This window comes from Psychrobacter okhotskensis, from assembly GCF_013248965.1.
In the GTDB taxonomy this organism is placed as follows: Bacteria; Pseudomonadota; Gammaproteobacteria; order Pseudomonadales; family Moraxellaceae; genus Psychrobacter; species Psychrobacter okhotskensis.
Genome location: NZ_JABRVQ010000008.1, coordinates 45,299 through 58,082 on the forward strand (window position 1 = coordinate 45,299; position 12,784 = coordinate 58,082).

General features: G+C 44.8%; 9 protein-coding genes. 3 read left to right on the top strand and 6 right to left on the bottom strand.

Annotated elements, in window-relative coordinates; genetic code table 11:
- Positions 1–60 precede the first annotated feature (60 nt).
- Both HQR03_RS05710 and HQR03_RS05715 read right to left on the bottom strand, forming a co-directional pair.
- Positions 61–2,106 (bottom strand): BCCT family transporter, encoded by a 2,046-nt coding sequence (locus tag HQR03_RS05710; protein ID WP_173239487.1) that lies wholly within the window; start codon positions 2,104–2,106, stop codon positions 61–63.
- Positions 2,107–2,388: 282 nt separating this feature from the next.
- Complete coding sequence (locus HQR03_RS05715; RefSeq protein WP_101211024.1) at positions 2,389–2,832, bottom strand: HIT family protein; 444 nt, start codon at positions 2,830–2,832, stop codon at positions 2,389–2,391.
- A 236-nt stretch (positions 2,833–3,068) separates the two neighbouring features.
- Here HQR03_RS05715 and HQR03_RS05720 point away from each other — a divergent pair, with 236 nt between their 5' ends.
- From HQR03_RS05720 to HQR03_RS05730, 3 genes are all read left to right on the top strand, one after another.
- Complete coding sequence (locus tag HQR03_RS05720) at positions 3,069–3,857, top strand: hypothetical protein (RefSeq protein ID WP_173239488.1); 789 nt, start codon at positions 3,069–3,071, stop codon at positions 3,855–3,857.
- Between the two features lie 185 nt (positions 3,858–4,042).
- Positions 4,043–5,929 carry a dihydroxy-acid dehydratase gene (gene ilvD / locus HQR03_RS05725; protein ID WP_173239489.1) on the top strand — a complete coding sequence of 629 codons (1,887 nt, stop codon included), beginning with the start codon at positions 4,043–4,045 and terminating at the stop codon, positions 5,927–5,929.
- A 251-nt stretch (positions 5,930–6,180) separates the two neighbouring features.
- Positions 6,181–7,428 (top strand): cation:proton antiporter, encoded by a 1,248-nt coding sequence (locus HQR03_RS05730; protein WP_101211027.1) that lies wholly within the window; start codon positions 6,181–6,183, stop codon positions 7,426–7,428.
- Positions 7,429–7,479: 51 nt separating this feature from the next.
- Here the strand turns inward: HQR03_RS05730 and HQR03_RS05735 are convergent, their stop codons facing one another.
- The 4 genes from HQR03_RS05735 to HQR03_RS05750 all read right to left on the bottom strand — a co-directional run bounded on the left by HQR03_RS05735 (position 7,480) and on the right by HQR03_RS05750 (position 12,444).
- Positions 7,480–8,871, bottom strand: coding sequence for a serine hydrolase domain-containing protein (locus tag HQR03_RS05735; protein WP_173239490.1), 1,392 nt, complete (start codon positions 8,869–8,871; stop codon positions 7,480–7,482).
- A 180-nt stretch (positions 8,872–9,051) separates the two neighbouring features.
- Entirely contained in the window at positions 9,052–9,624 is a 573-nt protein-coding gene (locus HQR03_RS05740; RefSeq protein WP_227688961.1) for a protein tyrosine phosphatase family protein, read from the bottom strand.
- 80 nt (positions 9,625–9,704) lie between these two features.
- Positions 9,705–10,622, bottom strand: a complete 918-nt coding sequence (locus tag HQR03_RS05745) for a MaoC family dehydratase (RefSeq protein WP_173239491.1) — start codon at positions 10,620–10,622, stop codon at positions 9,705–9,707.
- A 421-nt stretch (positions 10,623–11,043) separates the two neighbouring features.
- Positions 11,044–12,444, bottom strand: coding sequence for a 3-oxoacyl-ACP reductase (locus tag HQR03_RS05750; protein WP_173239492.1), 1,401 nt, complete (start codon positions 12,442–12,444; stop codon positions 11,044–11,046).
- Between the last annotated feature and the right edge of the window lie 340 nt (positions 12,445–12,784).

Sequence of the window (12,784 nt, forward strand, 5' to 3'; positions counted from 1 at the left end):
AATATCTCCAAAAAAAGGCAACTTTTCAGCTGCCTTTTTGTTTATCGGATGATCAACGCTCTATTTATCAAATACACTGCCCTGCTCCAACGTGATATCTTCATCATGTTGTTGCATACGCCACGGCAAGCTATCTGGCGAGACATTCAAGAAATGTAGGTACTTCTCAAACTGATCAATAATATCATTAATCACCGACTCTGATTGATACCCATATAAGTCATAAGTTTGGCCACCACGGCGCAGATATACCTCAGCACGATGGTGATGCTCTTGTGGTAATTCATTGGCCATATCTTCTGTATAGTAGTCAGGAATCTCATGCTCTGACAAACGAACCTCGTACCAGAACTCCACGTTATCGCCACGTCTTAATTCCAATACAGCACGGTCATTGACCTCATCATAATTAACATCTGGCAACCAACCCGTTTCGGCAAACTTCTCTGCCACCTCATTCATCGATGATAGAACCGTGCCTTTGATATAACCCAGCACTTTATCGCGCGTTGGCTGATTGGTCATATAATCAATACGGTCACGCCACGCGTCTAGCTTTAGTAGATGTGGCGGCAGATGATTGTCATTGGCTAGGCTCTGATTGCGATGCCCCTCAATCCGTAGCGCGCGCCACATACCAAATGTCGAAATCAAGATAATGACCGCAAACGGTAAGGCACTGACGATAGCGGCTGTTTGCAACGCGCTTAGACCACCCGCGATGAGTAAAACTGCAGCGACGGCCCCTTCCGTGATTACCCAAAACGAACGTTGCCACCATGGCGTGTCACTACGTCCACCTGCAGCGAGCGAGTCAATCACTAATGACCCTGAATCAGATGAGGTCACAAAAAAGGTAATAATCAGTACTACTGTTAATGACGAGACAATCTGAGTGAAGGGTAAGTTTTCTAACAATTTAAATAAGGCTATCGCTTGGTTGTTTTGCACCTCACTAATCAAGGCGTCATAACCATCGACCATAATCATGTGTAGCGCGGTATCACCAAATACTGAAAACCAAAAGAAAGTAAATAGTGTTGGTACTAACATTACGCCCAGCACAAACTCACGAATGGTGCGACCACGACTGATTTTGGCAATAAACAACCCAACAAAAGGCGCCCATGCAATCGTCCATGCAAAGATAAATAGTGTCCAGCTACCGATCCAATCACTCGATTGATAGGCTTGCAGGCTAAAGGTACGCTCAACGATATTACCCAAATAGCTGCCTGTATTTTCCATAAAGGCATTGAGTATAAAAACAGTCGGGCCAACGATGAAGACAAATAGCATCAATGCCGTTGCTAACAACATGTTTAAGATAGACAAGCGCTTTACGCCTTTGTCCATTCCAGCCAACACAGAAACGAGGGCCGCTGCGGTAACCAAAGTGATGATAATGACTTGCACAGTCGTACTGACTGGAACCATTTCAGGCAATAAGTAATTCAAGCCTGCATTGATTTGCGCCACTGACAGCCCTAAACTGGTAGCGATACCAAACATCGTACCCACAATCGCAAACACATCGACGGTATGACCAATAGGGCCGTAGATTTTGTCACCGATTAATGGATATAGCGTTGAGCGTACTGACAATGGCAAACCATGACGAAAGGAGAAATACGCCAGCGACAAACCTACCACGCCATAAATTGCCCAAATATGAAAACCCCAGTGGAAATAAGCAATTTGCATGGCTTCTTTTGCAGCCTCAATCGTCTGCGGCGTGGACAGCGGCGGACTGGCAAAATGCAACACAGGCTCTGCCACTCCATAGAACAATAACGCGATACCGTACCCTGCGGAAAACAGCATGGCGAACCATTCAAGGAACTTATACTCAGCCTCGGCATGGTCAGGACCCAGCTTAATACTGCCATAAGACGAAAACGCTAAAGCAATAATAAACATCAAAAATATGGCAACTGCCAACATATAAAACCAACCGAAAGTATCGGTGGTAAATGCCAGTACGGTACTAAATAGCTCGCCAGCAGCTACTGGATTAATCGCTGTGCCAATGACCAATAACAGCATAATGGTGGCGGCTGGTACAAATACTGGCAGCAAAATGGTAGAGCGAGGTAATTTACTCATAAAAAGTGATGTCCTCAAATTAATGCAGCGTTATTAAATATAAAGGTTGTTGGTAAACACAATGTAGAACCGGTGCGCCCAACAAAATATAATTTGTACCACACTCTTTGCCTCAACCCCAGATGTACCTTTCACTTGTAACACTACTTTAACGAATGTTACATGACTATTACCAAGCAATAAAAAAGGCCGCTTGTTAGCCGCCTAATTATAATTATCAAGAAACGCTTAATACCTAACGCGCAAAGTTGCTTTACCAAGTAATAAAACGGTGTTCTTGTCTTATAAAGTAGAAATCACTGCAGCAAGTTGTTTAGCCGTCTCAGCCAATTTTCCATGATTTGCCTGCGTCACTGCATGACGGCCTAGCTCATGAATGCTTGATGGAATCAGATGCACGTGATAATGAAAGACGGTCTGCCCTGCTTGTGACCCATTCAACTGCATCTGGATAACACCTTCACGCTCAAATAATTGACGCTGTGCTTGCACGATCTTTTTAGAGGTCATTAATACTGCTGCGGCATATTCTGGCTCCAAATCACCTAAATCAACGGCTTTTTGCTTGGGGATAACCAACACGTGACCTTCTGCTTGCGGCATGATGTCCATAAAGGCGAGCGTTTTATCATCTTCATATACTTTATGATAGGGAATATCACCGTCTAGCATTTTGGCAAAAATATTACTGTCGTCATAATTAGTCGGTTGATTGGCTTGTGTCATTATTTTTTCCTTTGATTGTTTGATTGTTTGATTGTTTGATTGTCAGTATTGAATACAATGTCTGTCATATAGTGGACGAATTATGGGTTAAGCACAAGTTACCATAATGGCTATCTGTAATTGCCTATCCATCCAAATTGTCGAAGCAAACCTTCACCTCTTGAAGCCATTAATTTATTGGCGAGTTGCCTACTATAAATGTTATATTAATAGCCTATTTTGCTGACACGACGTTTATGGATTTGCCTACCTTGCCGACTCACTCATTTACAGCCAACGACTCTTATTCAGACCCTCATAATACAGAATCTGCCTCTGGCAATACTGATACCCCTGCTATGAATAATAGCGGTGTAGAGAACGAATCTGCGGTTGATAATAACAGTCAAAAGATAGATTCCAATGCGATTATCTTGGCAGAAGCACTAAGCGATAAAACGATCAGCTGGCGTATCCATAACTGTAAAATTATTAAGAAGATTATCACCCAAGATCTGCCGCTGCCATTCTTATATCATTACGACAGCCTAGAAGACAGTATCAAAGCAACTTATCCGCTGACGCCCAAATTGCTGGCGCAGTTTAATACGCCTATGACGGCTGTTGAGGCGGCGAAATTTATCGGTATTGATAAAGCGCTGATAACTAGCCCTTGGCATGTCAAAGTCATTGGCTCGTTGGTGGTGTTTAGCGAGGCGCTACAATTGGCGGTACGCTTGCATTGGACTAATACTGGTAAAGACACCCAGCAGATTTATACACAGAATGAAGCGGACGCTATCACTGCAGCCTTTAAAGACTGGCAGTTTTTTGGTCGCGTTGATATCCTATATAAAAATACCAAACAGACCTTAATCAGTATCGATGAACATGGCACAACTAAAGCGCCGCTACTGACTATTGAGGCCAGCGCTGATTACCAACAATTACTAGCCACGCATGCATTGACGGTCATTGCCAAATTAGAAGCTGACAAAACCGAGTTACCATGGTTTGATGATGCTATCTTAGCGCGTCTTGAGTAGCGAGTATGTTGTCTCATATTGATCGATTGTTTATTGCCCCATTATTTTTAGTTACTCATAGCTAATGGTATGGTAACGAATTAGTATTATTCACTAGTACTCACTCTACATAAAAAGCACACTATCGGCATCACAGCTGATGCTGCACACGTTCATAAATCTCGCTTATTTGTAAGGAATATCACATGGATTATCGCTCAAAAACCTCTACTGGTGGTCGTAATATGGCAGGTGCACGTGCCCTATGGCGTGCAACAGGTATGACTGACGGCGACTTTGGCAAACCAATTATTGCAATTGCCAACTCCTTTACCCAGTTTGTACCCGGTCATGTGCATCTAAAAGACCTCGGGCAAATGGTGGCGCGTGAGATTGAAAAAGCGGGCGGCGTCGCAAAAGAGTTTAATACCATTGCGGTAGATGACGGTATTGCCATGGGTCATAGCGGTATGTTGTATTCACTACCGAGTCGCGACTTGATTGCCGATTCTGTTGAATACATGGTCAATGCGCATTGCGCCGATGCCCTAGTTTGCATTTCTAATTGCGATAAAATCACCCCTGGTATGTTGATGGCCGCAATGCGCCTTAATATTCCCGTGGTATTTATTTCAGGTGGGCCGATGGAAGCGGGCAAAATTTTGGCCAGTACAGTCGGTAAAAGTCACAATAATGAAGACAGTAACGGCAGCGCTGTTCGTAAGCTGGATCTCGTCGATGCGATGATGGATGCCGCTGATGACAGCATTAGTGATGAAGATGTCGCCGCTATTGAAGCTTCAGCCTGCCCGACTTGTGGCTCATGCTCAGGTATGTTCACGGCCAACTCTATGAACTGCTTGACCGAAGCGTTAGGACTGGCATTACCGGGTAATGGCTCGCTGTTGGCTACTCATTCGCTGCGTCGTGAATTATTTTTAGAAGCGGGTCGCACCATCGTCTCATTAGCCAAGCGTCGCTATGAGCAAGATGATGATTCGGTATTACCGCGCTCAATCGCCAGTAAGGCAGCTTTTGAAAATGCGATGACCCTAGATATCGCCATGGGTGGCTCGACCAATACTATTTTGCATTTATTGGCAGCCGCCAACGAAGCGGAAGTTGATTTTAAAATGTCAGATATCGATCGCCTGAGTCGCGGCGTACCTTGTCTGGCAAAAGTTGCGCCTGCCTCGCAAAAGTACCATATGGAAGATGTGCATCGTGCTGGTGGTGTCTTTGCATTACTAGCCGAGCTTGATCGTGCCGGATTATTGAAGACTGACGTGCCGACCATCCATAGTGAGACGATGAAAGCAGCGATTGATAAATGGGACATCATGAACCCTGACAATACTGAGGCACGTGCGCGTTATATCGCCGCGCCTGGTGGCGTGCGCACGACTGAGGCGTTTTCTCAGTCAAAAGAATGGTCAAACCTTGACGTCAACCGTGAGTCAGGCTGTATCCGCAGTGCCCAGCATGCTTATTCAACCGATGGTGGCCTTGCTGTACTATACGGCAATATTGCAGAGCGTGGCTGCGTGGTCAAAACCGCTGGTGTCGATGAAAGCATCTTAGTTTTCACAGGGCGCGCGCGACTCTTTGAATCACAAGATGATGCCGTCGCCGCCGTTCTTGATGATCAAATTGTTGCAGGTGACGTCGTTATCATCCGCTATGAAGGTCCAAAAGGCGGCCCTGGTATGCAGGAAATGCTGTATCCAACGACTTATCTGAAGTCAAAAGGCTTGGGTAAAGAATGCGCCCTACTCACCGATGGTCGTTTCTCTGGTGGTACATCTGGGCTCTCAATCGGTCATGCCAGCCCTGAAGCGGCTGAAGGCGGAGCCATTGGTCTGGTTGAAGAAGGCGATACCATCCATATCGACATTCCTAATCGTACGATTAACATGCAAGTCAGTGATGCCGATTTGGCCACTCGTCGCGAAGCGATGGAAGCTCGCGGACGCGATGCTTGGAAACCTGTGAGCCGTGAGCGTCATGTTTCTCCTGCCCTACGTGCTTATGCAGCAATGACTACCAGTGCTGATACTGGTGCGGTACGCGACGTCAGTCAGGTTGAACGCTAAGCCAAAATATAACCTTCAATTTTTAGAACAGCATTACACAATAGCCCTAAGCCTGAATACCAAACATTAAGCCTGCGCGATGCAGGCTTTTTTAGTATTCAGGCTTTTTTTTCACCAAAAAACAACGTAGTCACTATTCTGATAACGTTTTTTTGTAGTAATAAAAAATTTTTACCGTCATTATTAATGAGCTAATAAATACCCTCTAACCTCAAAAATTTAAACCCTATGACACAGTGTGTAGCAAACCTATGATTGAAAACTATAATTTATTCTTATTGGTCTGTGGCATCACCTTTTTATTAGGGGCGTTGTTTCCTATTATCTTTAAGCGCACGCCTATCTCCTTACCTATGTTGCAAGTCAGCTTTGGTCTGCTGATGGGTTATTATTGGACGACATTATCATTTTTAAATCCGCTTGATAATGGTTTAATCGTCGAGAAATTAACCGAGATTGTGGTGTTGGTCTCTTTGGTTGGCGCGGGTATCAAGATTGACACTAAGTTGTCTTGGCGATTGTGGCGCCCGACTGTCCGTCTGTTGCTTATCACTATGCCAATTGGCATCTTTGCTATGGCGGCCTTGGGTTATTATGCTTTTGGTCTCAGTATGGGTGCAGCAATCTTACTGGGCGCGGTACTGGCACCGACTGATCCCGTATTGGCCTCTAGCATTCAAGTAGGACCACCGAACACAGGCGGTGAAGATACGCCGCGCTTCACCCTAACCTCAGAAGCTGGATTAAACGATGGGCTGGCTTTTCCATTTGTTTATTTGGCGATTAAAATAGCAGAGGCTTTTAGCGAAGGTCAGCGTTTTACGGGTGAGATGCTCTGGTCGTGGTTTACTCATGACGTACTGTGGAAAATTGGCGCCGGCTTGGTAGTCGGTATCATCGTCGGTAAACTGTTAGCAAAATTGGTGTTTTCAAAGTACAGCCACGAAACCACCATCTCTCAAGGTTATTTGGTGATTGCGCTAACACTACTGGCCTATGGTTTAGCAGAATTGGTACATAGCTATGGTTTTATTGCGGTATTCATCGCAGCATTTGCTTTTCGTCGTTCAGAGCATGAACACAGTTATCATAACAAGCTGCATGACTTTGCAGAGCAATCAGAAGGCTTGCTGATGTCACTCGTGCTCGTCACTTTTGGGATGTTTCTTGGTCAAGGGTTACAGTCGGGTGTTGAGCTAACATGGCGTGTCTATATCGTCAGCTTCACTTTTTTATTATTGATACGCCCGATTGGCGGCTTCATTGCCCTATCTGGGCTAAACTTGCCACACACTGAAAAATATGCCATCTCTGCATTGGGCATCCGCGGTATTGGTACCTTATATTATTTATCTTACGCGCTCAATCAAGGTTTTTTTGGTGAGGAAGATGCGCTCAAATTATGGGTCGTCTGCTCGATTGTGATTCTGGCTTCAATCTTTATCCATGGCCTCAGCGCCACAAAGTTGCTTAAAATGACGCCGAAAAAACCACATTAACCCTCACCCCAATACGGATAAATCAACAGTGATTATGATCACTCTGTATCTTTATGGCGCTAGGATTTTATTGTCCAACAAGTCAAACACAGCTTCGGTTAGGGCAAACTGACGAACATCGTTGAGCATCGTGGTATCAAAGTTATGAATAAAGGCAAAGGATAACTGCCGCGCAGGATCACACCACGCAACCGAACCGTTATAACCTATATGACCAAAGCTCGCTTGAGTATCAGCACAAATACTGAGTAGTCGATGATAACCCAAGCGCCAATCCATATTCGATGGCATGACAGCATCTAGCCCTGTGACTTGCGGTTTGGCTAGCGCCTCAAAAGTGGCGCTATCAATGAGCGTGCGCCCCTGCCATTGCCCGCCATTAGCCAACATCGCATAGATAATGGCTAGTGCCTGCGCTGAGGCAACACCGTTGGCCGCTGGAATGGCTGCTTGTAACGTCTCACGCTGGTAATAGTCAATAGGTTGTTTATTAGCAGGTATGAGTGCCGCTTTATAATTTCTTAGATTCAGCTTGCTCGTATTGAAATACAAACCATTAATATGAGCCGTGTCTAGTATAGTCAAATTGTTTTGCTCATCACCCTGAATTGTATTTGCCGTTTTTTTATTTGCTAGTGTGTGCTGCTGCCAACACCCATAACTGGGTAGATTTGCATACGTTTTTAATGTCTCTGCTGAGTCTGCTTTTATCGTAGGTTTATGACGCCTATTACCTAACTGTGAGCTGTCCTCATTTGACCCAGCAAAGTTTTTGGCCAGCATCGCCACTTGGTCTACTTTGCTAGCGGGTACGCCGAAATAACAACTGTCTGCGATACCCAGTGGTTCAGTCAAATAATGCCGCAGCGCCTCAGCCAATGACAGCTCAGTCACCGCTTCTATCACGCCGCCTAATACCCAGCCATAGACTAAGGCACTATACGCGCTGTCGTATAACTCGGCATCTTCAGGTGCAGTGACTGACATCGCAGCGACTTTACTAAGCATCAACTGCCAATCGAGCAACTCTTCACTGTCCGCATCAATACTCTGAATAGAGAATAAATTGGCTTGATGCGACATAACATGGCGTAGCGTAATATCACCTTTATGCTGGGCAGCAAATGCGGGCCAATAGCTGGCAATCGGCTCATCATAAGCAAGCAACTGCTGCGCAACCAATACATGCACCAGCGTTGCCAATACGCCCTTACCCGTCGAAAAATTAAGCGATAAAGTATCAGGACTCCATGACAAATTCGCGCGCGCCAGCCCTATGCTCGCTTGTGCGATACATTTGCCGTCCTGATAGACAACCACCGCACCACCAGCAGGCGCATCATCAAGCTGTAAATCGGTAAGTATTCGCTGCAAATGTTGCTGAAGCTCGCTATCGGTTTGATCGTCAAAGTTTTGATTGGTTTTATTATTGTTGTCGCTCATGGTTGCTTTACTCCATTCTTTATAATTATGACAGGTCATTGAAACTTCAAGATTTTAAAACGCCTTAGCGCCTTAATCTTAAGCATTTATATACTACGGCATTTATAAAATACCAATAAATTATTTAATAATAAAAAAGGCCACCTATTGGTCGCCTTTTTTATTACTTCTCTTCATGCTTTAGCGCGGTACTAACAAACGCTTATAAACTTCGTCTTCAAGCTTCGTCAAACCATGACCGCGACCACGCTCCATAGCCGTATCCATCTTACGCCCGCGTAGCCAACCTGCCCGCAGAGCAATCGCTGCACCTACTCTATTGCCAGAGCCACAGTGCAACGCTGTTTTTTTGCCATGATGTTGGCGTAAGATATTATCAAACGCCAATATCTTAAGCTGCTTTAAATCTGCAGCGCCGCTAATAGCCAGCTGCTCATAGTGCATGCCTGCCCGCTCAACTGCTGCTGCTTCATCAAAGCTCAACTCGTCATCAGGTTGTAAGTTAATGACTAGCTCAACCCCAGCTTCGGCCAACGCCGCCACTTTTTCCTCATCGAGCGCACCGCATACAATGGTGTTTGCATCAGGGCGAAAGTAAGGAGCAAAAATAGTGGCAAGATCAATACCATTATCAGGCGCGCTGATGTCAATAGTAGCGCTGTCAGTCGCAGCGTTATCATTCGCAGCGACTGTGTCAGCAGCTGCCGAGCGATCAGAATGTACGGTACTGGTTACTTTTTTTTGTGAAGTCATAATGTCAAATGTGTTCGTTAAGTGTGGCTATTGAGATAAAAGCGTCTTAGCTTACTGGTTGTCATTTTGTCGACAGTTAATTAGCGGTCACTCTGCAATTTAATAACACCTGCCAGATGTGGCTTGTCGTTTTTAGAGCTATATAAGCCAAATTCACAAGTATCGTCTGCATTGTCAAGCTGCGCAACCGGATCAGCGATGAGCTCTACTTCAGCAGGCAAAAAGATAGGTAACTTAAATGACACATCAACCGTACAAGCATCAGGTAGCTCGTCCATCATCGCAAGACACTTGGCCTTTGACCACATACCGTGAGCAATCGCTTTAGGAAAACCAAACGCGCGCGCTGATAATGGATGCAGATGGATAAGGTTGAAGTCACCTGAAACAAAAGCATAACGACGACCAATGTCTTCTGGCACTTCAAAGATGCTATGCACACCGTCTGCGTTTACTGCTGGCTTCACGGTTACTGGACGCGGGGTACTTTTATTATCTTTTTTGCTACTGTCCGATTTTTTGCTACGTGACAGATAGGTTGACGTCCCTTCCCAAATGACTTCGGCCTCTGATTTGACCGTCGTCACAAAATCGAACTGTTGACCTTGAGCATGATCACGCAAGTTATCGAACTTAACTGCCATGGCGACAGTCTCACGCTCACCGATAGGACGGTACTGAGTCACGCTATTATCCACATGTACCAGACCTAGCATGGCAAACGGGAACGGCTCTTTAACCATCATATTCATCTGTAATGTTTGCGATAAGACCGAAAAATACGTCACAGGCACTTTGCCATTATCAGCAAAGCCACAAATCTTACGGTAATCATCAAGATTGCTTTGATCGATGTGTAAATCATCTACATAATAGGTCGCTTGCGGCAATTGGTCTTTACTGATTTTGCCACTGTTGCCAATCGGCAATAAGCTTTTTACGATATTGGCGTAAGTCGTATGCGCTTTTGGCAACGCATCATAATGTTTGTCTGACATAATAAATCCTAAGTGTGGCTCAAGCTAATTTTCTTAGTGCATCTCGAGATGCTATGAAGTCGTTGATTAAGCTTACCGTTGAGTGATGTTATAAGCGCTCTGCTCGATATATTTAATACATAGCATTTTTCATACAAGGCAGCCGTTATATATAGATATTTTTTATACCTATTCCTTATATCTAGTATAGGCGCTTATCCCAACAAAAATCAATTGGGCTCATGGTTCCTGTGCTTTTATCATAAAGTTCCTGTGTTTTTATCATAAAAAAGCCACCCTTGGGCAGCTTTATTACAATTTATCAGCAATTCTTTCGTAAGCATATGTGAGGCACATAAAAAATTGTAAGTTATATCATGGATTTACCATGAGCAAATTCATCACCTATACCCACAAACGAATTAGGACGATGCACTCAAGGCTATGCACCTAGCAAGCTTTGACCACAAACGCGTACAATGTTGCCATTTAGACCGCCAGACGCTGGTGAGGCAAACCATGCAATGGTCTCTGCCACGTCTACTGGTAAACCACCTTGGCTCATTGAGTTCATGCGGCGACCCGCTTCACGGATAGCGAATGGAATGGCTTCGGTCATTTGTGTTTCGATAAACCCAGGAGCAACTGCGTTAACCGTCATGCCTTTGGCATTGTCTTCTAGCTGTTTAGCAGTGGCATCAACCAAGCCAATCACGCCTGCTTTTGAAGTGGCATAGTTGGTTTGACCCAAGTTACCCGCGATGCCTGAGATAGATGATACGCAGACGATACGCGCGTTTTCTTTTAGGACGTCATTGTCAAGCAAGTAGCGGTTCAGCTTAGCGATACTGCCTAAGTTGATATTGATGACCATGTCCCACTTTTTCTCATCCATTTTTGCCAAGGTTTTATCACGTGTCACGCCAGCGTTATGGATAATTGAGTCTAGACCGCCACGCTTTTGCGCTGCTTCTGCGATTTCTTTGCCCGCGTCGGCACTGGTGATGTCGACGGTTAAGACAGAGCCACTAATTTCGCTAGCGACTTTTTGCAAGTCAGCTTGCTGCTGCGGAACATCAAGACAGATAACATGAGCCCCTTCACGAGCCAATACGCGCGCGATGGCTTCGCCGATACCGCGACTTGCGCCAGTGACTAGCATGGTTTTGCCGCCTAGAGGCTGTGTCCAATCGACATCGACGTTATCGCCTTTGCTGACGCGTACGACTTGTCCTGACACATAAGCTGAGCGCGCAGAAGTGAAAAAGCGTAGTGTCGAATCTAGATTTTGCTCAGCACCTTCTTCAACGTAGATAAGCTGTGCAGTAATACCACGCTTAAACTCTTTACCAACTGACTTCACAAAGCCTTCAAGCGCACGTTGTGCCAATGCTGCTTCGATATCAGTCGAGTTTTCTGGCGTACGGCCCACGATGATTACTCGACCTGATCGTTCTACGCGGCGAGCAACGGTGTGGAAGAATTCATACACTTCTTTAAGCTGGTCAGCATTACTGATATTACTGGCGTCAAAAAGCAAGACTTTAAATTTATCATCGCCGCCCGTATTGGCTTTTGCCTCAACACCCGCATCAGAAAGCGCATCTTTGATACCATCGCTGCTATTGACAAATACCTCGGCATGGACGTCTGACAAGATGCGGGCGATTGACTCACTCACGCTTTTGTCATCGCCAGCAGCGCGACCGACCAATACGCTACCGCGTACCAAGGGTTGACCACTATCAAAACGGTCAAGCTCTACCGGCATAGGCAAGCCTAAGTTTTTTGCGACTTTTTTACCAATAGAAGATTGAACAAAATCACCATAACGGTCTGACATAATATAGTTCCTATAACGAAAGGTTAAGATAAGAGTAAATGAAAAATGGAATTTGTCTTTTATAATCACTCATACAAACACCAACAAGTATAAAGACTCATCAGCATCATAATTATTTATATTTAGTAAATGGGTACAAAACTGCCTTAACTATACACTCACATGGTAAACAAGTCCAAAAGCCAAAAATGTCTATAACAATCTGTAAACAAGCCAGTATACAAGACAGTCTCTTTTTTTAGATTTAAAAATCGCCATGTTGTGCTAAAATCAGACCTATAAGTTATGGCAAATGCATTTATCGATAACAATATATTATCAAACGTGCCGTTATGCAATG